Source organism: Pseudomonas flavocrustae (assembly GCF_029872515.1).
Lineage (GTDB): Bacteria > Pseudomonadota > Gammaproteobacteria > Pseudomonadales > Pseudomonadaceae > Chryseomonas > Chryseomonas aestiva.
On record NZ_JAPDIQ010000002.1, the window covers coordinates 568,083 to 590,510 of the forward strand.

Consider the following 22,428-nt stretch of genomic DNA (forward strand, 5'->3'; position numbering starts at 1 on the left):
AGGAGCTCCCATGACAGCTCATACCTCTCCCGTCGCCCTGATCACCGGTGCCGCCAGCGGCATCGGCCAGGCCCTGGCCGTGGCCTATGCCCAGCGGGGCGTGCGGGTGGTCGGCGGCTACTACCCGGGCGATCCCCATGACCCCGAAGACACCCGGCGGCTGGTAGCCGCCGCGGGTGGCGAGTGCCTGCTCGAACCCCTGAACGTCAGCGACAGCGCCTCGGTGGATGCCCTGGCCGATGCCGCCCTGGCGCACTTCGGCCGCCTCGACTATGCCGTGGCCAACGCCGGGCTTCTCCGCGCCGCACCGCTGCTGGAGATGAGCGACGCGCGCTGGCACGAGATGCTCGACGTCGACCTCACCGGCGTCATGCGCACCTTTCGCGCTGCCGCGCGGCACCTGGAGGAGGGCGGTGCCCTGGTGGCCATCTCCTCCATCGCCGGCGGCGTCTATGGCTGGCAGGACCATGCCCATTACGCCGCCGCCAAGGCCGGGGTGCCGGGACTGTGTCGCTCGCTGGCCGTCGAACTGGCGCCGCGTGGCATCCGCTGCAACGCGGTGATTCCCGGTCTGATCGAGACGCCGCAATCGCTGGACGCCAAGAACTCCCTGGGTCCGGAGGGCCTGGCCAAGGCCGCCCGCAGCATTCCCCTGGGGCGGGTCGGCAGGGCCGACGAGGTGGCGGCGCTGGTGCGGTTCCTGACCAGTACCGAAGCCAGCTACATCACCGGCCAGAGTCTGATCGTCGATGGCGGTCTCACCGTCCGCTGGCCCGATTGAGGAGAAGAGCATGTTCGAGCTGACAGACCGCCGCGCCCTGGTGACCGGCGCGGCCAGCGGGATCGGCGCCGCCATCGCCCGCAGCTATGCCGCTGCGGGGGCGCGCCTGGTGCTGGCCGACCGCGACGCCGAGCGGTTGGCGCGGGTGGCCGCGGAATGCCGGGCCCTGGGCGCGTCGGTGACGGAGACCGTCGCCGACGTTGGCCAGCCAGATGGCGCCCGAGCCGGAGTGGACGCCTGCGTGGCGGCTTACGGCGGCATCGACATCCTGGTCAACAATGCCGGGATGCTGACCCAGGCACCCTGCGTCGACCTGTCCCTGGAACAGTGGAACGACATGCTGCGCGTCGACCTCACCAGCGTCTTTCTCGCCAGCCAGCGCGCCCTGCCGCACATGCAGGCGCAGCGCTGGGGCCGCATCATCAACGTCGCTTCCCAGCTCGGCATCAAGGGCGGCGCCGAGCTCTGCCACTATGCGGCGGCCAAGGCCGGGGTGATCGGCTTCACCAAGTCGCTGGCGCTGGAGGTGGGCCGCGACAACGTGCTGGTCAACGCCATCGCCCCCGGGCCCATCGAGACCCCGCTGGTGGATGGCATCAGCGCCGACTGGAAGGCGGCCAAGGCCCGCGAATTGCCGCTGGGCCGCTTCGGTCGCGCGGAGGAGGTGGCGCCGGTGGCGCTGCTGCTGGCCAGCGATCCGGGTGGCAATCTCTTCGTCGGCCAGACCCTGGGTCCCAATTCCGGCGACGTCATGCCCTAGGAGGTAGCCATGTGCGGACTGTGCGGCCTGCTCGGCCCGGATCTCCACTGGAGCGATCCGCTGGGCGATGACCTGCCCCGGCGGCGCGAGCGCCTGCGTCGGGTCGCCGCCATCAACCGGGTAGTGGCGCCGTTCCGGCTGACCGTGAGCGACGTCCAGGGCGCCTCCTACCTGATCCAGGGCCCGACCGGGCGCCAGGCCCTGGCCGAGGGCCTGGACGACCTCTGGCGCCAGGCCGAGGCGGTGCTGGGGCGACCGCTCGATCCCCTGGATCCACGGGTGCTGGCGCCGCTGGAGTTAGCGCCATGAGCCTTGCCGTCAATGTCATCACCGGTTTTCTCGGCAGCGGCAAGACCACCCTGCTGCGGCGCCTGCTGGCCCAGGAGGCCCTGGGCGAGACGGCGCTGCTGATCAATGAATTCGGCGAGGTCGGCATCGATCACCTGCTGGTGGAAGAAGTTGCCCCGGACACCGTGCTGCTGCCCAGCGGCTGCGTCTGCTGCTCGGTGCGCGGCGATCTCAAGGCGGCGCTGCTGACCCTGCACGGTCGGCGCAGCCGCGGCGAGATTCCGGCCTTTCGCCGGGTCCTGCTGGAGACCACCGGCCTGGCCGATCCGGGGCCGATCCTCGCCACCCTCAATCTCGATCCCCAGTTGCGCGGCCGCTTCCACCTGGGCTTGCTGGTGACCGTGGTGGACGCCGAGCACGCCGCGCTCCAGGAAGGGCTGCACCCGGAGTGGCTCAACCAGGTCACCGCGGCCGACCGGCTGTTGCTGAGCAAGGCCGACCGGGTCGCGCCTGCCGTGCTGGAGCGGCTGGACCGGCAGCTGGCGCAGCTCAATCCCACCGCCACCCGGGCCCTGGCGGCTACTGTGGCTAGCGGCGATGACCTGCTGCTGGGCGAGGGCCTGCGCGCCGCCGATCCGGCGGTCGAGGTCGGCCGCTGGCGACTGTTCGCCGAGGTCGCCGAAGGCCGCCACGGCAGCGCCGAGGTCTGCTGCCTGGAGTTCGACCGGCCGCTTGACTGGATGGCCTTCGGGGTGTGGCTGTCGATGCTGCTAAGATGCCACGGGCAACGCATCCTGCGAGTCAAGGGCATCCTCGACGTGATCGACGCCAGCCAACCCATCGTCATCCATGGCGTGCAGCACAGCCTGCATCCGCCGGTGCACCTGCCGGCGTGGCCGGCGGGCGAACGCCGCTCGCGCCTGGTGTTCATCGTCCGTGACCTGGATACCGCGCTGCTCAGGCGCTCCTTCGCCGCCTTCATGGGTGGCCTGGGCCGGGCCGCATGAGCACGCCGCTGACCCTGAGGGTGCTGGGCACCTCGGTGACCCTGCTCGAACCCATCCGCCAGCGGGCGGAGGCGGAGCTGGGCATCCGCCTGGTCTACCAGATCCATGACGTCCAGACCGCCCAGCGCATCGCGGTGCTGGAGCCGGGCAGCTACGATCTCTATGACCAGTGGTTCCACAACGTCGACTTCGTCTGGCCGGCGCGGGCGATCCAGCCCATCGACATCCGCCGCATCGCGCTCTGGGAGGAGATCAACGACCTGCCCAAGCGCGGCCGGCTGCATGCCACCGATCGCCTGGCGCCCGGCTGCCGGCCGTGCGACCGCCTCTATGTGCAGCACGATGGCAGCCTGGGCGGCCAGCCCAGCGAGCGGATCAGCATGCTGCCGCTGACCCACAACGCCGACAGCTTCGCCTATCGTCCGGAGAGCCTGCCTGCCGCCCTGGCGGGGCAGCAGGAGAGCTGGGCCTGGCTGATCGACGAAGGCTGGTGTGGCCACAGCGCCCTGCAGAGCGACGCCGCCATCGGCGCCCTGGACGCCGCCCTGGCGATCCAGGCGGCCGGTCTCGCCCGTTTCGACGACATCGGCAATCTGCGCCTGGAGGAGATCGACCGCCTGGCCGAATTGCTGGTGGAGCGCCAGCGCCATCGGCATTTCGCGGCGTTCTGGTCCGACGACCGCAGCGCCGGCGAGCTGACCCTGGCCGCCGGGGTGGACATCCAGAGTCTTTGGTCGCCCATGCTCATGGCCCTGCATCGGGCGGGGGTGGATTATCGGGTGGCGGTCCCGCGCGAGGGCTACCGCGCCTGGTTCGGCGGCCTGTCGCTGTCGCGCTGCGCGGAGGGACGGGTGCGCGATGCCGCCTATGCCTACCTCAACTGGTGGCTGGCCGGCTGGCCCGGGGCGGTGATGGCGCGCCAGGGGTTCTATATCGCCAATCCGGTGCGGGCGCGGGATCACCTGAGCGCCGCCGAGTGGGACTTCTGGTACGGCGGCCTGCCGGCCCGTGAAGAACTCGCCGGCAGCGACGGCCTGCCGCTGATCGAAGTGGGCCAGCGTCGCGAAGGCGGCTCCTATGCCGAACGCATGAGCCATATCGGGGTGTGGAATTCGGTGATGGACGAGCACAACTACCTGGTGCGGCGCTGGAGCGAATTCCTGCGCACCACGGCCGCCTGAGGCGACGTCTTCTAGGCGAGAACAGCGCGCCAGACGCCTTGCTGCGCTGTTGCCCAGGCGACAGCAGCTGGACAGCTGCCCTTGGCGCTACACCTGAAATTGTCTTACATTTGTTCGCAAATTATTGATTTAAAATGATTTTTTGAATTGTTTCGGTTCTTGATAGAAGGCTCAGGGTCACTGTTTCGCTCGTCCTCGCGGCGAGCCCAACCCGGAGAGCCTTTGCATGTCGCAGAACCCCGTCAAATTCGCCTATTGGGTCCCTAACGTCAGCGGCGGCCTGGTGGTCAGCACCATCGAGCAGCGCACCCACTGGGGCATCGACTACAACCGCACGCTGGCCCAGCTCGCCGAGCGGGCCGGCTTCGACTACGCCCTGACGCAGATCCGTTTCACCGCCGGCTACGGCGCCGAATACCAGCATGAATCGGTGGCCTTCAGCCATGCGCTGCTGGCCGCCACCGAGCGGCTCAAGGTGATCGCCGCCATCCTGCCCGGCCCCTGGAATCCGGCGCTGGCCGCCAAGCAGCTGGCGACCATCGACCAGCTCACCAATGGCCGGGTCGCCATCAACTTGGTCTCCGGCTGGTTCAAGGGGGAGTTCCACGGCATCGGTGAGCCCTGGCTGGAGCACGACGAACGCTATCGGCGTTCCGAGGAATTCATCCGCGCCCTCAAGGGCATCTGGACGCAGGACAACTTCAGCTTCGCCGGCGACTTCTATCGCTTCCGCGACTACACCCTGAAACCCAAGCCGCTGCAGCAGCCCCATCCAGAGATCTTCCAGGGTGGCAGCTCGCGGGCCGCGCGGGACATGGCGGCGCGGGTCTCCGACTGGTACTTCACCAACGGCGGCACCCGCGAGGAGATTCGCGCCCAGGTGCAGGACCTGCGCGCCAAGGCCGCGGCGGAGGAGCGTGAGGTCAAGGTCGGGGTGAATGCCTTCATCATCGCGCGCGACACCGAGGCCGAGGCGCGCGAGGTGTTGCGGGAGATCGTGGCCAAGGCCAACCCGGAGGCGGTCAAGGCCTTTGGCGATGCGGCGCGCCAGGCTGGTGCTGCCAGCCCGGAAGGCAAGGGCAACTGGGCCGACTCCAGCTTCGAGGATCTGGTGCAGTACAACGACGGCTTCAAGCCGAACCTGATCGGCACGCCCGAGCAGGTCGCCGAGCGCATCGTGGCCCTCAAGGCCGATGGCGTGGACCTGGTGCTGGCCGGTTTCCTGCACTTCCAGGAAGAGGTGGAGTACTTCGGCCAGCGCGTGCTGCCCCTGGTGCGCGACCTCGAAGCCCGGGCTGCGGCCCAGGCGGCGGCCTAGGCTGAGGCTCACCGGAGTCGCGGATGGCATAAGTCCAGCGCGACCCGGCTGAGCCAGCCGAATCGAGGCCAGACCAGGAAAGCTGCCAAGAGCGAGAGGCAGGGCCGGAAGCCGGCGGCTGGGTGGGCTAAGCTCCCGGGACAACCGGGGAGCCCACGCCATGAACAAGACCTCCTACAACGCCATCGCCGACACCTTTCGCCAGGCCCGCGTCAGCCTCAGGGACGACGAGCGTCGCTACCTGGACGTGCTCCTGGAAAAGCTCGAACCCGGCGCCACCCTGCTCGATCTGGGCTGTGGCACCGGCACCCCGGTGGCCGCCGCCATCCTCGCCCAGGGACATCGCGTGCTGGGGGTCGACCAGGCGGCCGCCATGCTGGCCCATGCGCGGCGGGAATTTCCCAAGCAGCGCTGGATCGAGGCGCGGCTGGAAACCTACGCCTGCGCCGAACGCTACCAGGGCGCGCTGCTGTGGGATTCGCTGTTCCATCTGGAGCGCCGCTGGCACGCGACGCTCCTGGCGCGAGTGATCGCCGGGCTCCCGCAAGGGGGACGGCTGATGCTGACGGCGGGCGGCTCGGTGGCGGATGCCTTCGTCGATACCATGTTCAACCAGCCGTTCTTCTACGACTCCCATCCGCCCGAGGAGCTGCGCGCCCTGCTGCTGTCGCAGGGCGTGCGCATCCTCATCGAAGAATTCTTGGACCTGCCCGACGGGGGGCGAAACAGGGGGCGCTGCGCCTTCGTCGTGGAAAAACTCTGACGTTGTCCAGGTGCCGTTCTCGTTGAGTAAACGGGATGGGGATCAGTCCTTCCAGCCCGGCTGGTAGAGGCTGCCGTGGGCCTGGTCCAGGGCGGCGCGGACCTTGGGCGAATGCTGGTAGAGGTCGATCAGCTTGGCCAGGCGCGGATCGTCCTTGTTGTCCGGGCGGGCGACGAACTGGATGACGTATTCGGGGTGGTCGAGGCCATCGAAGAGCAGGGCCTGGTTGGGATCTATGGTCTTGGCCAGGCGCAGGTAGTGCGGATAGCCCTGGGCCACGTCAACGTCGTCCAGCGAGCGGGCCAGCTGCACGGCCTCCAGTTCGACGATCTGGATATCGCGCGGATTGCCGGTGATGTCCGCCAGGGTGGCGTGGTAGCCGACGCCGGGCCTCAAGGTGATGAAGCCGGCCTTCTCCAGCAGCAACAGGCCACGGCCGCCGTTGATGGCATCGTTGGCGATGGCCACCCGCGCGCCCTTGGGTACTTCCGCCAGGGTGCGGTACTTCTTCGAATAGAGCCCGACGTTGTTGATGATCCCCGGCGCCACCGGCACTAGGTCATAGCCCGCGGTGCGCTTGGCGTTTTCCAGGAAGGGGATGTGCTGGTAGTAGTTGGCGTCGATGTCGTGGTTGGCGAGGCTGGTGTTGGGGGCGATCCAGTCGCTGAATTCGACGATCTCCACGTCCACCCCGGCGGCCTTGGCTTCCTGCACCGCCACTTCCAGTGGCGGGGCGAAGGCGGCGGTAGTGCCGATCTTGAGAGGCGCGGCCAGGGCTGCGGTGCTGCAAAGGCCGAGGGCGAAGAGCAGGGGCTTGAGGCGGGTCATGGGGCGTCCTTGAAGGGTCAGTCCTGGCGGAAACGGCTGCCGAAATGGCGGGTGTCGAGATGGTCGCCACGGCCGAACAGCTTGTGTCTGAAGCTGCCTTCGGCGTAGGCGGTCTTGTAGCGACCCCGGCTCTGCAACTCCGGGATCACCAGATCGATGAAGTCGCCGTAGCACTCGGGGGTGACGGTGCGCGCCAGGTTGAAGCCGTCCAGCCCGGTTTCGTCGATCCAGCCGAGCAGGGCATCGGCCACCTGCCCGGGATCGCCGACCAGGGCGGTGTAGCGGCCACCGAGGGCGTGCTGCTCCAGCAGCTTGCGGCGGGTCCAGCCGGCGTCCTTGGCGACCAGGCGCTTGAGCGCCGACTCGATGGCCTCGGTCCGTTGCGGGCGGATGGGTTCGTCCAGGCCATAGGCGGCCAGGTCGATGCCCACGGAGGCGGCATGGTGGGCGACGCCGGCCTCGGCGCTGGCATAAGTCAGGTATTCGGCGTGCTTGTCGCGGGCTTCGGCGGCGGTGGGGGCGACGATTACCGTAAGGCCCATGAACAGCTTGACGTCATCCGCGCGGCGGCCGGCGGCCACTGCCGCGCCGCGGACGCGCTCGACCTGGGCGCGAGTGGCGGCCTGGTCCTGCCCGGAGATGAACACGCACTCGGCATGGCGCCCGGCAAAGGCCAGCCCGCGATCCGAGGAGCCGGCCTGGAACAGCACCGGGGTGCGTTGCCGCGAGGGCTCGCAGAGGTGATAGCCCTCGACGTCGAAGAATTCGCCGTGGTGCACGACCTTGCGTACCCGCTCGGGACGGGCATAGATCCGTTGGACGCGGTCACGGACCACGGCATCGTCGGCCCAGCTGCCTTCGAGCAGCTTGTAGAGCACTTCCAGGTATTCGTCGGCCTGGTCGTAGCGGCGGTCGTGGGCGATCTGCCGGTCCAGGCCCATGGCGCGGGCGGCGCTGTCCAGGTAGCCGGTGACGATGTTCCAGCCGACGCGGCCTTCGCTCAGGTGATCCAGGGTGGAAAGGCGGCGGGCGAAGGGGTAGGGCGGCTCGTAGGTGAGGTTGGCGGTGAGGCCGAAACCCAGGTGCCGGGTGCTGGCGGCCATGGCCGAGACCAGCAGGAAGGGATCGTTGACCGGCAACTGGATGGATTCGCGCAGGGTCAGGTCGACATTGCCGCCATAGACGTCGTAGACGCCCAGGATGTCGGCGATGAACAGCCCGTCGAACAGCCCGCGTTCCAGCAACTGCGCCAGCTCGGTCCAGTAGCCGAGGGTATGGTAGCGGCTGGAGGTGTCGCGCGGATGGGTCCAGAGACCGTGGTTGATGTGGCCCACGGTGTTCATGTTGAAGGCGTTGAGCAGCACCTGCTTGGCGGGGGCGGTCATGGGCTGGGCGCCCCCGAGGGGAGAAGAGTCCGGAGCATGGCCATGGGATCCTCGGGTTCAAGGCGAAAGGAGAGATCCGGTGGTCCGGTGGTTATACCTTAGCTTCAAGATATACAGGGCTCTAAATAGCTTTTCGGAATAACGTTAAGACGTTCGCGGCGTGGGGCTCGCCTCTAACCAAATTCCAAATCGGTATTAAAATGACCTTTGCTTATTCCTTACTGTGGCCGGCATCCATTCGCCGCCCGCTGAGGCATTCATGGCTGCTATCCGCTTTTCGTTTCGCGCAGGTCTTCTCCGCCGGGGCCTGCTCGTGCTGGGTCTGCTGGGCCTCGCCAGCGCGGTCCAGGCCGATACCAGCCTGCGTATCGGTTACCAGAAATCCTCCACCCTGCTGGTACTGCTCAAGGAACAGGGCACCTTGCAACGCGACCTGGCGGCCCAGGGCGTCATCCTCAGCTGGCACGAATTCTCCAGCGGCCTGCCGCTGCTGGAAGCGCTCAACGTGGGCAACGTGGATCTCTCCGCCGACGTCGCCGACACCGTGCCGGTGTTCGCCCAGGCCGCGGGTGCCAAACTCACCTATTTCGCCCGGGAAACGCCGTCGCCCCAGGCCCAGGCCATCCTGGTCCCGGAGGGCTCGCCGCTGCAGACCCTCGCCGATCTCAAGGGCAAGCGCATCGCCGTGACCAAGGCCGCCGGTAGCCACTACCTGCTGATCGCCGCCCTGCAAAAAGCAGGGCTGACCTTCGCCGACATCCAGCCGGCCTATCTCACTCCGGCCGACGGTCGCACCGCCCTGGAGAATGGCAAGGTGGACGCCTGGGTCACCTGGGAGCCCTTCGTCGCCAGCGCCCAGCGCCAGCAGCACGTCCGCATCCTCGCCTCGGGCGAAGGCCTGGCCAGCTACCAGCGCTATTACCTGGCCGCCACCCCCTATGCCCAGGCCCATCCCGAGGTGTTGGCCCTGGTCTTCGCCGAATTGCAGCGCACCGGCCAGTGGGTGAAGCAACACCCTGCCGCGGCGGCACGCATCCTCGGTCCGCAGTGGGGTCGCCTGGACGAGGCGACCGTCGAGCTGGCCAACGGCCGCCGCACCTACGATGTCCAGCCGGTCAGCCGCGCCGCCCTCGGCGAGCAGCAGCGCATCGCCGATGCCTTCCACGCGGCCAAGCTGCTACCCACTGCCGTGGACGCCAGCGCCGTGGAGGTCTGGGCCCCGACGTCGCCGTGAACCAGCCGGGCTGATCAGACGTTCACGCAGGACCGGGCGAGCAACGCCGGGGCTTGTGACTTGCCCCGCTAAGTCAGGCCGCTCCGGTCGAGGATGCCTGCTTGAACCACGGCTCCTTACGCCGGGTGCCGGGTGCTGAGCGCTCGCACGTCGGACGAGGCTCCATCGACGCTGTGCCCATTACGCCAGGGCCTACAAGGTCGACTACCTCTTGCTCACCTTACCCCTTTGGTATAACGTAATTACAAAGTACCGAGTGATGATTTTGTAGCCGTCTCCTCTGGTTGGATTTGCTGAAGGCAATGGCTGCACTGTTCAAAGTCGTCACAACGATTGTCTTTCGTTATAATAAAAAACATATGGAGTTCGTTCATGATCGAAGTCATCAACCCCGCCACCGGGGCTGCCATCGCGACCTACTACACCCACACGCCGGCCCAGGTCGAAGCGCGCCTGGCCCAGGCCGCTGCTGCGCAGCGGTGCTGGGCTGAGCGTCCCCTGGCGGAGCGCTGCGCGGCCCTGGTGCGCCTGGCCGCCGTCCTGCGCGCCGGGCGCGACACCTATGCGCGACTCATCGTCAGCGAGATGGGCAAGCCGCTGGTGGAAGCCGAGGCGGAGATCGAGAAATCCGCGCTCACCTGCGAGTTCTACGCCGAGCAGGCACCTGGCTTTCTCGCCGATACTCCTGTGGCCAGCGCTGCCGCCGACAGCCGAGTGGTCTACGATCCGCTGGGCGTGGTGCTCGCGGTGATGCCCTGGAACTATCCGTTCTGGCAGTTCGTCCGCTTCGCCGCACCGGCGCTGGCCGCCGGCAATGGCGCCATCCTCAAGCACGCCAGCAACGTGCCGGGCTGCGCCCTGGCGTTGGAGCAGGCGTTCGCCGAGGCCGACCTGCCCACTGGCTTGGTGGCAACGCTGCTGATCGAAGCGCGGGAAGTGGCCGGAGTGCTGGCCGATCCGCGCATCGCCGCCGTCACCTTGACCGGCTCCACCGCGGTCGGCCAGCAGGTGGCCAGCCAGGCCGGCGCACTGATGAAGAAGCAGGTGCTGGAACTGGGCGGCTCGGACCCCTTCATCGTACTGGCCGATGCCGACGTGGCCCTGGCCGCGCAGACCGCGGTCAAGGCGCGCTTCGGCAACGCCGGTCAGAGCTGCATTTCCGCCAAGCGCTTCATCGTCGCCGAGGCAGTGGCCGATGCCTTCACCGAGGCCTTCGCCACCGCTGCCGCCAGCCTGCGGCTGGGCGATCCGCTTGAGCGTGCCACCCAGATCGGTCCGCTGGCCCGCGCCGGTCTGCGCGAGGATCTGCAGCGCCAGGTGACGCTCAGTCTTGCCGAAGGTGCACGCCTGGTACTGGGCGGTACGCCCCTTCCAGGGCCGGGCTTCTTCTATCCACCCACCGTGCTCGACCAGGTGACCCCGGAGATGACCGTGGCCCGCGAGGAGACCTTCGGGCCAGTGGCCGCGATCATCCGGGTCGCCGACGAGGACGAGGCGATCCGCGTCGCCAACGCCAGCGAATTCGGCCTGGGCGCTGCCCTCTGGACCCGTGATCTGGCGAAAGCCCAGCGGCTCGCCCGGCGCCTCGAAGCGGGCGCGGTGTTCATCAATGCGCTAGTGGCTTCCGATCCACGGGTGCCCTTCGGCGGTATCAAGCAGTCCGGGTATGGCCGCGAACTGGGCGAGTGGGGCATTCGTGAATTCACCAACGTCAAGACCGTCTGGCAGGGCGCTCAGGCCTGACCCAAGGAGACTTTCATGATCAAGACCGATTCCGCTGCCTGGCTACTCAAACCCGAGGCCATCGCCAAGCACGACCGCGGCGGTGGCGCCGCCACCACGCCGCTGGTGACCGCGGGCCTGGGCGCGCGCACCTTCATCAACGGCTACACCGAATTCCAGGGTGGAGCGCAGATTCCCTTCCATTTCCACAACTGTGAAGAGAGCGTGATGCTGGTGGAGGGCCGGGCGATCTTCGATATCGATGGCCAGGAATTCACCATCGCACCCCAGGACGTCACCTATATCCCCGCTGGAGTACCCCATCGCTTTCGCAATGCCTCGGCGACCGAGCCCATGAAGATTCTCTGGATCTATGGCTCGGCCGACGCCACCCGCACCCTGGTAGAGACGGGTGAGACGCGCCCGATCGCCGCGGAACACCGTACCCAGTCCTAGGAGACATCCATGCCGGAAATCATCGTTCACGCCGTCAAGGGCCGTAGTGCCGAACAGAAGAAGTTGCTGATGAAGCGCATCACCGAGGCGGTGGTGGATAGCTTCGGGGTGGCTGCCGACCGCGTCATCGTGCAGATCGTCGAGGCCGAGCCGGAAGACAAGGCGCGCGGCGGCGTGCCCTACAGCGAACGCTGAAACAGCCACCTGGCGAGCGTTCGCCAGGCGCGAACGCTGCGTTGGCCAAAGGTCAATTTTCGCTGGGCAGCGGGTTGCCTAAGGTGGCGCAAGCAGGTCGGACGTTCGCCTTGGCGCGGACGTCGGACCCTTCCAGCCGGTGCCAGGAGAGCCCTATGTACGCCTATGTCGGCAGCCGAACCACCCGTGCCCGCCAGGCCCGCGGGGAGGGGATCAGCGTTTACCGGGTCACGCCCGCAGGCGCGCTGGAACTCGTCCAGGTGGTCGGCGACCTGATCAATCCGTCCTACCTGACCCTCAATCGGGCGGGTGACCGTCTCTATACGGTGCATGGCGACGAACAGGCGGTCAGCGCCTTCGCCGTCGACCGCCAGAGCGGTTGCCTAACCCTGCTCAACCGGCAAGCCAGCGGCGGTCGCAATCCCGTGCACCTGGCGCTGGCGCCGGACGATCGCCATCTGGTGGTGAGCAATCACCTCGGTCGCAGTCTCGCGGTACTGCCGGTGACCCTGGATGGCCGGTTGGAGCCGCTGGTCCAGCTGCTGGAGCTGCAGGGCGAACCCGGGCCGCACCGCCAGGAACAGCCCCATGCCAAGCCCCACTGCAATCCCTTCGACCCCAGTGGCCGCTTCGTGCTGGTGCCGGACAAGGGACTGGACCGGATCTTCAGCTTCGCCTTTCACGACGGACGCCTGGTGCCAGTGGCCGAGGTGGCGACCCGCGAAGGCGCGGGGCCGCGGCATCTGGTCTGCCATCCGCACCTGCCGCGGGCCTATGTGGTCAACGAGCTGGATTCGACCCTCACCACCTATGCCTTCGCTGCCCGTTCCGGTGTCCTCGAACCCCTGGCCATCCACTCGACGCTGCCGGCCAGCTTCACCGGCAATAGCCGGGCAGCGGCCATCGAACTGGATCGCAGCGGGCGTCTGCTCTACACCTCCAATCGCGGTCACGACAGCCTGATGGTCTTCACGCTGGATCCCCGGAGCGGGCTGCCCACGCCGCTCGGCAGCCTGGCGAGCGGTGGCCGCACGCCACGCGCCTTCGCCCTGGCGCCGGATGGCCGCCAGCTGTTCGCCCTCAACGAAGACAGCGACAGCATCGTCACCTTCCTGGTCGACGAGACCCGGGGAATCCTCGAACCCACCGGCACGGCGGTGCGCTGCGGCAGCCCGGTGTGCCTGATCTTCAGCCGCTGAAGATCGTCGCCGCATCCCATAACAACAAGATCGGCCGCCCCGTTGCGGCCCTGTGAGGCCATCATGAACACCACCCCCGTGAGCCGGGACCAGGCCGTCATCCGCAAGGTGACCTGGCGCATCATCCCCTTCGTCTTCCTGCTCTACATCGTCTCCTATCTGGATCGGGCCAACATCGGCTACGCGGCGTTGCAGATGAACGCCGAGCTGGCGCTGTCCAGCGAAGTGTTCGGCTTCGTCTCGGGTATCTTCTTCATCGGCTACTTCCTGTTCGAGGTGCCGAGCAACCTCCTGCTCGAACGCTTTGGCGCGCGGGTGTGGATCGCGCGCATCCTGCTCACCTGGGGGGTGATCGCCGCGGCCACGGCCTTCGCCCAGACCGCCATGCACCTCTATATCCTGCGCTTTCTGCTGGGGGTGGCCGAGGCGGGTTTCTTTCCCGGAATCATCGTCTACCTGACCTACTGGTTCCGCTCACGCGAACTGGCCACCACGGTGGCACTCTTCACCGCGGCGATCCCGGTGTCCTACGTCATCGGCGCGCCGCTCTCGACCTGGATCATGGACAACGTCCACTGGTTGGGCTGGAGCGGTTGGCGCTGGATGCTGTTTCTCGAAGGCATCCCGGCGGTGTTCCTCGGAGTGCTGTGCTATCTCTACCTCACCGATCGGCCCGAACAGGCACGCTGGCTGGCAGATGAAGAAAAGGTCTGGCTGCTCGCCGAGCTGGAGCGAGATCGCCAGGCGCGCAAGGACGTCAGGCATTTCGGCGCGCTCAAGGCCATGAGCAATCCCAAGGTGCTCTACCTGGCCTTCATCTACTTCGTCTACCAGTGCGGCAGCCTGGGTGTGGGTTACTGGATGCCGCAGATCATCAAGGGCTTCTCCTCCGCGCTGAGCCATACCCAGATCGGTCTGATCGCCACCATTCCCTACATCGTCGCCACCCTGGTGATGATCGCCTGGTCGCGACGTTCGGATCGCCACGGCGAACGGCGTCTGCACTCGGCCTTACCGCTGGCGGTCGCGGCGGTGGCGCTGGTGGGGGCCGGACTGGTGCGCGATCCCTACCTGGCGATCGGCTTGATCAGCCTGGCGCTGGCCGGTCTGTACAGCTTCAAGTCGCCGTTCTGGGCGCTACCGACGCTGTTTCTCAGCCGCTCCACGGCCGCGGTATCCATCGCCGTGATCAATTCCATTGGCAACCTGGGCGGCTTTGTCGGACCCTTCATGATCGGCATGGTGAAGGGCAATACCCAGAGCGCCTCGGCGGGCCTGCTGTTTCTCAGTGCGCTGCTGGCGATCGCCTTCATCATGACCCTGCTGATCCGTCTCGACCGTGGCGACGACGATACCCGCGCCGCTGCGGCTACCACCTGACCTCCAAGGAGTTCTCCCATGACCCCCAGCTCAGCGGTACTCGCGGACCTCGCCCCCCAGGGCGCGCTACGGACGGCGATCAACTACGGTAATCCGGTGCTGGCGCAGCGTGGCGCCGATGGCCAGCCGGCCGGGGTCTCCGCGGCCCTGGCCCACGCCCTGGCCGAGCGTCTGGGCGTGCCCGTGCAGTTCAGCACCTACGACGCCGCCGGCAAGGTCTTCGCCGCCCTCGAAGACGACGCCTGGGACCTGGCCTTCCTGGCCATCGAGCCGGTACGGGCGGCGCAGATCGACTTCAGCCATCCCTACGTCATCATCGAGGGCACCTATCTGCTGCGGGACGCCGATCCCGCTCAGGGCGTCGCCGAGCTGGACCGGGCTGGCCGCCGTATCGCCGTGGGGCAGGGCGCCGCCTACGACCTCTACCTGAGCCGTACCCTGACCCAGGCCGAGCTGGTGCGGGCGCCGACCTCGGCAGCCGCCGTGGACTGGTTCGTCGACCAGGGCCTGGACGCCGCCGCCGGCGTGCGCCAACCGCTGGAGGCCTATGCCCGGGCTCACGCCGGCTACCGGGTGCTGGCCGACAGCTTCACCGAGATCCGTCAGGCCATGGCCGTGCCCAAGGGGCGTAGCGCTGGTGCGGCCTTCGTCCGGGATTTTCTCGACGAGCAGATCCGCAACGGCTTCGTCGCCCGCGAGCTGGCCGCCAGCGGTCAGTCCGAGGCACGAGTGGGACCGGCACTGGGCAGCTGACAGCATCCGGGCCGGGCTGCGGGCAAGGCCGCAGCCCCTCTCCTTGCCGCTCGCCACGCGTCCGACCGCGCTACGACGTTGCAGCGGGCGCTAGGGCGATTCCCTGGTCACCGGCTCAACCGAGCGTGCGCACCAGCGCCGATACAGCGGCTCGGCCACTGCCATCACCACCACCAGACGCAGAATCTGCATGGCGGTAACGGTGCCCACACCCAGCCCCAGGGCCTCCGCCGTCAGGTACATCTCGGTGGTGCTGCCCGGTGTCATGCCCAGGCCCAGGGTGGTGAAGGGCAGGGCGAATACCTGGGCCAGCAGCCAGGCGATCAGGAAGGTGGCGGCCAGGCAGAGCAGGGTGTAGAGGGTTGCCAGCAGCAGAAAGCGCGGCGAGCGGCGAAAGAAGGCGCGGTCGAAGTGGCACCCCAGGGTGACGCCGATGAGCATCTGGGCCAGGTGGCTCAGCGTCGGCGGCAGGCTGGTGACCAGGCCGCTGGAGGCGGTGACCAGGCAGCACAGGGCCAGGGGGCCGAACATCCAGGGATTGGGCCAGCCGCGGCGCTTCCAGGCCAGGGCCGCCACCAGCCCAGCAGCCAGCAGCGGTGCCAGCCAGCGCCAGTCCGGCGGCGGTGGGACATGGGCGGCCTGGGCGATACCCGGCACGCCCCAGAGCATGGCGGGCGGCACCACCAGCACGATGATCACCAGCCGCAGGGTATGGGCGGCGGCGACCTTGGGCGCATCGGCGCCATGGCGTTCGGCCAGATTGATCATCTCGGCGAAGTTGGCTGGCATGAAGGCGAAGAAGGCGGTCTTGCGTTCCGTGCCCAGGCGCTGCACGGCGGTGATACCCACCAGCGCCAGCAGTAGCGTGGCAACCGCTGCCAAGGCCATCAGCGGCAGGTGCCTGACGACCTCGGTCAGTACCGCCGGGGTGAAGTGCAGCCCAATGGCCGTGGCGATCAGCCATTGCCCCGCGGGGCGGCCGTGGGGAATGGCAGTGATGCGCCAGCCCAGGCAGCGGCAGAGGGTTACGGCGATCAGGGCGCCGGTGATCCACGGCAACGGCCAGTGCACCAGGCTGGCGAGCCAGCCGCCGAGCAGGCCGACGAAGGGGGTGGGCCACCAGGGGCGAGGGGCGAAGCGGGAAGTCGACATGGCGTTGTACAGGGATCCGGTTGCAGGGTTCAGGGGCGCAGATGACCGACGAAGGCCTTGGCTACCGGTGACAGCGCGCTATAGCGCCGCACCACTACGACGATGGCGCGACTGGCCCAGGCTTCGTCCAGTTCCAGGGCCACCAGTTTCATCGGCTTGAGATAGGGCCGCACGATGGACTCGGGCAGTACGCACAGGCCCAGGCGAATCGCCGCCAGCCGGCACATGGCCTCGAAGCTGCTGATGCGCACGCGTTGACGGATGCCGCGCTGGAGCAGCGCCGCCTGGCGCGAGAGCAGGGCGTTCATCGAGCTTTCCACGTGGGGGCCGATGAATTCGTGGTCCAGGGTCTCGGCGAAGCTTACCCGGTCACGCCCGGCCAGGGGGTGATCCGCAGCGGCGATCACCACCAGTCGCTCGCGGCGATAGGCGAAGGTCTCCAGGTCCAGGGCGGCGGTATCGGCCGCGACGATGCCCACGTCCGCCCGGCCTTCCGCGACCGCCTGGACGATGCTGCCACCCACCCGCTCCTCGATGTCGAAATCGACCCGCGGATAGAGGCCCATGAAGCTGGCGAGATCGGGAGTCAGGTGGTTGGTCAGCGCCGAGGTGATGGCTTGCAGGCGGATATGGCCGGTGGCGCCGCTGCCGTGCTCGTTGAGCTCCAGCTGCATGAGTCGCAGATCGCCATGCACCCGCTCCACATAGTGCAGCATAGTCTCGCCGGCCGGGGTGAGTCCCATGCCACGGGCGTGCCGGATGAACAATGGCACCCCGACCTGGTCTTCCAGTTCGCTGATTCTCTTGCTCACGGCGGATACGGCCAGATGGCAGAGCCGCGCGGCGCGGGTGACGTTGCGCTCCTGGGCCACCGCCCGGAAGACGTTCAGGCTGACCAGATCGTAGCGTGGCGCAGAGCCGCTCATGGGCGATCCTTGCAAGGGTCAGGGGGCGACGGCCAGGGCCCGTTCGAAGAAGTCCGGCGTGCCGAAATTGCCGGATTTGAGCGCCAGGGCGATGGCCCCCCGGGCGCCGCTGCCCAGCGTCCAGGGTACGCCCGGGGCGATGGGCGCACCGATGCGCAGACTGTCAATGGCAAGCGCCTTGACCACTGCGCCCGAGGTTTCGCCGCCAGCCACTACCAGCCGGGTCACACCGACTTCGTGCAGGCCCTGGGCGATGCGGGCCAGGGCGTCTTCCACCAGTTGGCCGGCGCGCTCCACGCCCAGCTGGGCCTGGGCCTTGCGCACCTCCGCGGGATCGGCGCTGCCATAGATGAGTACTGGCTCGGAAGGCAGTCGCGCTGCGGCCCACTCCAGGGCAGCGCCGACCTGATCCTCGCCTGCGGCCAGGGCCAGCGGATCGAGGCGAAAGCCAGGCCGGTGCTCTAGCCAGAGGGCCACCTGGCCACGGGTCGCGGTGGAACAGCTGCCCGACAGCACGGCAGCCAGACCGGGCGCAGCCGGTAGGGCTGACGCTTCGGCATGGGCGGCCAGCAGACCCCGGCGACGGAAGTTGGCCGGCAGCCCCAGAGCCACGCCGGAACCGCCGGTGACGAGAGGATGATCCGCCACGGCTGCGCCTATGGCATGCAGATCGGCGTTGTCGATGGCGTCGACGATGACATGGCGGACGCCCTGCGCCTGGAGGTCGGCCAGGGCGGTGGCAATGGCTGCGCTGCCCTGGCGCACCTGGGGCAGGCGCAGCAGGCCCACGGAATGGGACGTCTGCGCCTGCAGCACCCGCACCAGATTGCTGTCGGTCATGGGTGTCAGCGGATGGTGGCGCATGCCCGACTCGGCCAGGGGCTGGTCGCCGACGAACAGCTGGCCGAGGTAGAGGGTTCGACCGTTTTCGGGGAAGGCGGGGCAGGCGATGCTCAGGCGCGCACCGAGGGCCTCGGCCAGGGCATCGGCGACCGGTCCGATGTTGCCGGCCGCGGTGGAATCGAAGGTGGAACAATACTTGAAGAAGAATTGCCGACATCCCAGCTCGCGCAGATAGGCCAGGGCCGCCAGGGACTGGGCGACCGCTTCGGCAGCGGGCAGGGTACGGGTCTTGAGGGCGACCACCACGGCATCGGCGTCGCTGGGCAGCGGACGGTCCGGTACGCCCAGTACCTGAACGGTGCGCATGCCCTGGGCCACCAGGGTGCTGGCGAGGTCGGTACCGCCGGTGAAGTCGTCGGCGATGCAGCCCAGGAGCGGCGTGGCCATGGTGGTTCTCCTTGTTGTTATCCGGGATGACCGGGGCGCGCACGCCCCGGGAGACGCGGGTATGGCCTTAGCCGCGCAGGACCTGGGCCACCGCCTGGCCGAAGGCGGCGCAGCCCAGGCTGCCGCCCAGGTCGGCCGTCCGCTTGGCCGGATCTTCCAGCACCTTGTCCACCGCCTGGTCGATCGCCGCGGCCGCTTCCTGCAGCTTGGCGTTGCCGCGGTGCTCGCCCATCCAGTGCAGCATCATGCCGATGGACAGGATCATCGACACCGGATTGGCCTTGTCCTGGCCGGCGATGTCCGGTGCCGAGCCGTGCTGGGCCTGGGCGCAGCAGTGGATGTTGCTGGCCATGATCGAGCCGGCCAGGCCCAGGCTGCCGGAGAGTTCGCTGGCCAGGTCGCTGATGATGTCGCCATAGAAATTGGTGGCCACCAGCACGTCGAAGCGCTCGGGGTTGCGCACCAGGTGCGCGGTGGAGGCGTCCACCAGCAGGTCGTCCAGCTGCACCTCGGGGAATTCCTTGGCCACGTTGCGCACGCATTCCAGGAAAAGGCCGTCGGTCATGTGGAAGCTGTTGGCCTTGTGGATGGCGGTGACCTTGCGGCGCCGTTTCATGGCCAGTTCAAAGGCCTGGCGGGCGATGCGCTCGCTGCAGTGGCGAGTGATCTTGCGGGTCGACAGCGCCATGTCCGGTGAGGGCATCACCTCGCCCCAGCCGCGGCTCATGTTGCGATCCGGATAGAAGCCCTCGGTGGCCTCGCGCATGATCACCAGGTCCATGCTCTTGCCTTCCTTCATGTTGGAGGCGAGGAAGGGTCTGGTGCGCGCCGGGCGCACGTTGGCATAGAGATCGAGACCGATACGAAAGCCAGCGGAGACGTTGCGACCGCCTTTTTCGGGCGCCGGGTAGTCGGCATGGGACTGGGTGCCGAGGATCACGCCATCGTAGGTCTTGGCCTTTTCCAGGGTCTCGTCGCGCAGCGTGATGCCGTGCTTCTCCAGGCTGGTGAAGCCGACGTCGTCGTAATCGAAGGTCAGTCCCAGGCCGAATTTCTCGTTGGCGACATCCAGCACGGACATGGACGCCTGGATGATTTCGGGACCGATACCATCGCAGGGCAGGACCAGAATACGCATTGTTTTCTCCTTGTAGATTCTGTGGGGAAGTCGGTCTGGTGGCTAAGTCGGCAAGGGTCAACGCCTGGCCAGAACGCTTTGTACTTTATGTCACCTAAAAACAATTCGTGCAATGGCGCAGGACAAAAAATGCGGTGCGATTCGTCGCGTGCGAACGCGGGCGCTCAGCGCCCGTGCGGAGGACGGGCGGGCAGGGGAAGTGGAGGGTTCAGGCAGGTGGGTAGATCAGGCGGGCTGCTTTGCCGCGTCTTCTTCGGCGGCTTCGAGCTGGCGATCCTGAGCCGCCTTGAGCCGGCTGACCACGTCGAGATGCTGGTGCAGGAACAGCGCCGCCTCTTCACGACTGCCGCCTTCGAGCAGGTCGAGGATGTGCAGGTGTTCCTGGCTCTGGCCGATCTGCCGCGAGCGTTCGACGTTGGAGCGATAGGCCATGAAGCGGCGCAACTGATTCTGCCGGCGGATGGCTTCGAGCAGGAAGACGTTGCCCGAGCAGCGCACCAGCAATTCGTGGAAGCTGGAGCCGATCTCGAACAGCTGCGCGCGGGACAGGGTGAAGAGCTCGCCGTCCAGCAATCGTTGCTGCCACTGGCGCGCCTGGGCGAAGGCGCGCTTGTCGATGCGGTAGCCCGGCTCGCGCAGGGCGAAGGGCTCGATGGCCATGCGGAAGCGATAGCTCTGGATATGGGCTTCGCTGTCATGCAGGAAGGTATTGATCTCCCACCCCTGGCCAGGGCGGCGTTCGATCATGGCCTCGCTGGCTAGGCGATTGAGCACCTTGAGCAACTGGCCGCGGGGAATCTGGTAGCGGCGCAGCAACTCGGCCTCGAAGAAGCTGCTGCGGATATCGCCCCGCAGCATGTCGTCCACCACCCGCAGATAGAGCTCCTCGTAGGGATCGTCCTCGCTGGGCAGGGCCGCCTGCTCGATGGTGCTGGCATTACGGGTCAGGAAGAAGCCGCGATTGGGCTCCTTGCGCGCCAGGCCCAGTTCTTCGAGAAGGGCAAAACCGCGGCGCACCGGTGAGCGGGAAACGCCCAGTTCCTTGGCGAAGGCCTCTTCGCGCAACGGATCACCGGCTTTCATCGAGCGGGCACGGGCAAGATCGATGATGCGCGGGGCGAGTTGTTCGGCGAGGTCTTTTTTCATCGGGAGTCTTCTGGACGACGGTTACCGGAGCGCAGGTACGGAAGAGGCTGGCCAGCCGGGTCTGGCGTATCGCCCTGACGTTACCATAACCATGGCCATCCGGAGCGGGCGACGGCGCCGGACACACCGTCGCCGGGGCCGTCAGCGGGCCGAGTAGAGCGGGAACAGGCCGAGGGCCATGGAGACCGCCATGAGCAGAAAGCTCAGGGCGAACGCCCATTTCATGGTGTATTTCTGGTGGTCGCTGAATTCCACCCCGGCCAGGCCCACCAGCAGATAGGTAGAGGCCACCAGCGGACTGAGCAGGTGCACGGGCTGCCCGATCAGCGAAGCCCTGCCGATCTCTGCCGCACCGATGCCATAGGCCTCGGCCGCGTGGGCCAGCACCGGCAGTACGCCATAGTAGAAGGCGTCGTTGGACATGAAGAAGGTACCGGGGATGCTCAGCAGCGCGGTGATGGGCGCCAGGTAGTTGCCCCAGCTTTCCGGCAGGGCCCAGAGCAGCGAGCCGGACATCGCCTTGACCATGCCGGTCCCGGAAAGGATGCCGGCGAAGATGCCGGCGGCGATGAAGATCGAGATCTGCGTCAGGGCTGCGGGTGCGTGGGCCGAAATACGCCGCCGCTGTTCGTCCATCTGCCGGTAGTTGATGGTCAGGGCGATGCAGAACGCGACCATGAACAGGATCGGCAGCGGCAGCAGTTCGATCACCAGGCAGGTCATCAGCGCCAGGGTCAGAAGGGCGTTGAACCAGAACAGCTTGGGCCGGCGCAATTCGGCGTTTTCATCGCTCAGGGTGAGCAGATCACCCATGTCTTCATCCATACCCGTGGCGCGTAGGGGATTACCGCCCGGCGCCGTCAGCAGGCCTAGGCGGCGGCGCTCCTGCAGCCCCAGCCAGAACGCCAGCGCCAGTACCCCGATGAAGCTCACGATCATCGGCGGGATCAGCGGGATGAACAGCTGGCTGGTTTCCACCTGCAGTGCGGCGGCGACCCGCGCCATGGGGCCGCTCCAGGGCAGCAGGTTGGTGACACTGGCAGCGAGGATGACCACGCAGGGCAGGATCAGCGGATTCAGCCGCAAACGGCGGAACAGCGGCAGCATGGCGGTCAGGGTGATCATGTAGGTGGTGGAACCGTCGCCATCCAGGGACACCATGCCGGCCAGCAGGGTGGCGAAGAGCACCGCCTTGGCCGGATCGCCCTTGATCAGCTTGATGAAGGTGCGAATGATGGGATCGAACAGCCCGGTATCGAACATCAGGCCGAAATAGAGGATGGCGAACATCACCATGATGGCAGTGGGCGCAACCTTGCGCAGGCCATCGATCATCATCGGGCCCATCTCCGGCGCGAAGCCGCCGATGATGGCGAAGATGATGGGGATGATGGTCAAGGCCACCAAGGGCGGCAGCCGCTTGGTCATGATCAGCGCCATGAAGGTCACGATCATTCCATAGCCGAGCAGAGAGAGCATCTGTATCTCCTGTTTCCAAAATACAACTTTTGTTGTGGTTGTCGTTG

At 67.3% G+C, this 22,428-nt stretch carries 22 protein-coding genes; 14 read left to right on the forward strand and 8 right to left on the reverse strand.

Annotated elements, in window-relative coordinates; all coding sequences use genetic code 11:
* Positions 1-10: 10 nt before the first annotated feature.
* The 7 genes from OMP44_RS07405 (at position 11) to OMP44_RS07435 (ending at position 6,098) form a co-directional block, all read left to right on the forward strand.
* Positions 11-781 (forward strand): SDR family NAD(P)-dependent oxidoreductase, encoded by a 771-nt coding sequence (locus OMP44_RS07405; RefSeq protein WP_280307189.1) that lies wholly within the window; start codon positions 11-13, stop codon positions 779-781.
* 10 nt (positions 782-791) lie between these two features.
* Complete coding sequence (locus tag OMP44_RS07410; RefSeq protein ID WP_280307190.1) at positions 792-1,541, forward strand: SDR family NAD(P)-dependent oxidoreductase; 750 nt, start codon at positions 792-794, stop codon at positions 1,539-1,541.
* A gap of 9 nt (positions 1,542-1,550) precedes the next feature.
* Positions 1,551-1,850, forward strand: coding sequence for a hypothetical protein (locus tag OMP44_RS07415; RefSeq protein ID WP_158897133.1), 300 nt, complete (start codon positions 1,551-1,553; stop codon positions 1,848-1,850).
* A complete protein-coding gene (locus tag OMP44_RS07420) occupies positions 1,847-2,836 on the forward strand; it encodes a CobW family GTP-binding protein (RefSeq protein WP_187979106.1) in 990 nt (329 codons plus the stop codon). The genes OMP44_RS07415 and OMP44_RS07420 overlap by 4 nt, the downstream gene beginning before the upstream one ends.
* Entirely contained in the window at positions 2,833-4,017 is a 1,185-nt protein-coding gene (locus tag OMP44_RS07425) for an ABC transporter substrate-binding protein (protein ID WP_280307192.1), read from the forward strand. Before OMP44_RS07420 ends, OMP44_RS07425 begins: the two co-directional genes overlap by 4 nt.
* 226 nt (positions 4,018-4,243) lie before the next feature.
* Positions 4,244-5,335 carry a dimethylsulfone monooxygenase SfnG gene (gene sfnG / locus OMP44_RS07430; RefSeq protein WP_280307193.1) on the forward strand — a complete coding sequence of 364 codons (1,092 nt, stop codon included), beginning with the start codon at positions 4,244-4,246 and terminating at the stop codon, positions 5,333-5,335.
* A 160-nt stretch (positions 5,336-5,495) separates the two neighbouring features.
* On the forward strand, positions 5,496-6,098 hold the full coding sequence (locus tag OMP44_RS07435; RefSeq protein ID WP_187979108.1) for a class I SAM-dependent methyltransferase: 603 nt from the start codon (positions 5,496-5,498) through the stop codon (positions 6,096-6,098).
* 42 nt (positions 6,099-6,140) lie between these two features.
* Here the strand turns inward: OMP44_RS07435 and OMP44_RS07440 are convergent, their stop codons facing one another.
* A complete protein-coding gene (locus OMP44_RS07440; protein WP_280307196.1) occupies positions 6,141-6,926 on the reverse strand; it encodes a MetQ/NlpA family ABC transporter substrate-binding protein in 786 nt (261 codons plus the stop codon).
* Between the two features lie 17 nt (positions 6,927-6,943).
* Positions 6,944-8,311 (reverse strand): LLM class flavin-dependent oxidoreductase, encoded by a 1,368-nt coding sequence (locus OMP44_RS07445; RefSeq protein ID WP_280307197.1) that lies wholly within the window; start codon positions 8,309-8,311, stop codon positions 6,944-6,946.
* Positions 8,312-8,570: 259 nt separating this feature from the next.
* Here OMP44_RS07445 and OMP44_RS07450 point away from each other — a divergent pair, with 259 nt between their 5' ends.
* From OMP44_RS07450 to OMP44_RS07480, 7 genes are all read left to right on the forward strand, one after another.
* Positions 8,571-9,545 carry an aliphatic sulfonate ABC transporter substrate-binding protein gene (locus tag OMP44_RS07450; protein WP_280307198.1) on the forward strand — a complete coding sequence of 325 codons (975 nt, stop codon included), beginning with the start codon at positions 8,571-8,573 and terminating at the stop codon, positions 9,543-9,545.
* Between the two features lie 372 nt (positions 9,546-9,917).
* Positions 9,918-11,288: an NAD-dependent succinate-semialdehyde dehydrogenase gene (locus OMP44_RS07455; protein ID WP_280307199.1), complete on the forward strand. Its 1,371-nt coding sequence runs from the start codon at positions 9,918-9,920 to the stop codon at positions 11,286-11,288.
* A 15-nt stretch (positions 11,289-11,303) separates the two neighbouring features.
* Positions 11,304-11,723 carry a cupin domain-containing protein gene (locus tag OMP44_RS07460; protein ID WP_187979111.1) on the forward strand — a complete coding sequence of 140 codons (420 nt, stop codon included), beginning with the start codon at positions 11,304-11,306 and terminating at the stop codon, positions 11,721-11,723.
* Positions 11,724-11,732: 9 nt separating this feature from the next.
* Positions 11,733-11,918 carry a tautomerase family protein gene (locus OMP44_RS07465; RefSeq protein ID WP_064309049.1) on the forward strand — a complete coding sequence of 62 codons (186 nt, stop codon included), beginning with the start codon at positions 11,733-11,735 and terminating at the stop codon, positions 11,916-11,918.
* Positions 11,919-12,073: 155 nt separating this feature from the next.
* On the forward strand, positions 12,074-13,117 hold the full coding sequence (locus tag OMP44_RS07470) for a lactonase family protein (RefSeq protein WP_280307201.1): 1,044 nt from the start codon (positions 12,074-12,076) through the stop codon (positions 13,115-13,117).
* 63 nt (positions 13,118-13,180) lie between these two features.
* On the forward strand, positions 13,181-14,497 hold the full coding sequence (locus OMP44_RS07475; protein WP_280307202.1) for an MFS transporter: 1,317 nt from the start codon (positions 13,181-13,183) through the stop codon (positions 14,495-14,497).
* An 18-nt stretch (positions 14,498-14,515) separates the two neighbouring features.
* Entirely contained in the window at positions 14,516-15,250 is a 735-nt protein-coding gene (locus OMP44_RS07480; RefSeq protein ID WP_187979112.1) for an ABC transporter substrate-binding protein, read from the forward strand.
* A 90-nt stretch (positions 15,251-15,340) separates the two neighbouring features.
* On the opposite strand, the gene OMP44_RS07485 is transcribed toward OMP44_RS07480, so the two are convergent.
* The 6 genes from OMP44_RS07485 to OMP44_RS07510 all read right to left on the reverse strand — a co-directional run bounded on the left by OMP44_RS07485 (position 15,341) and on the right by OMP44_RS07510 (position 22,381).
* Positions 15,341-16,402, reverse strand: coding sequence for an AbrB family transcriptional regulator (locus OMP44_RS07485; protein ID WP_208691075.1), 1,062 nt, complete (start codon positions 16,400-16,402; stop codon positions 15,341-15,343).
* A 29-nt stretch (positions 16,403-16,431) separates the two neighbouring features.
* Positions 16,432-17,328, reverse strand: coding sequence for a LysR family transcriptional regulator (locus tag OMP44_RS07490; protein ID WP_187979114.1), 897 nt, complete (start codon positions 17,326-17,328; stop codon positions 16,432-16,434).
* A gap of 18 nt (positions 17,329-17,346) precedes the next feature.
* Positions 17,347-18,618: a 3-oxo-tetronate kinase gene (gene otnK, locus OMP44_RS07495; RefSeq protein ID WP_280307205.1), complete on the reverse strand. Its 1,272-nt coding sequence runs from the start codon at positions 18,616-18,618 to the stop codon at positions 17,347-17,349.
* A gap of 67 nt (positions 18,619-18,685) precedes the next feature.
* Positions 18,686-19,756 carry an isocitrate/isopropylmalate dehydrogenase family protein gene (locus tag OMP44_RS07500; RefSeq protein ID WP_059232449.1) on the reverse strand — a complete coding sequence of 357 codons (1,071 nt, stop codon included), beginning with the start codon at positions 19,754-19,756 and terminating at the stop codon, positions 18,686-18,688.
* Between the two features lie 225 nt (positions 19,757-19,981).
* The gene (locus tag OMP44_RS07505) at positions 19,982-20,902 is read right to left on the reverse strand and encodes a GntR family transcriptional regulator (RefSeq protein ID WP_183630291.1); all 921 of its coding nucleotides are present in this window, start codon (positions 20,900-20,902) and stop codon (positions 19,982-19,984) included.
* A gap of 141 nt (positions 20,903-21,043) precedes the next feature.
* Positions 21,044-22,381 (reverse strand): CitMHS family transporter, encoded by a 1,338-nt coding sequence (locus tag OMP44_RS07510; protein WP_187979116.1) that lies wholly within the window; start codon positions 22,379-22,381, stop codon positions 21,044-21,046.
* Positions 22,382-22,428: the final 47 nt, after the last annotated feature.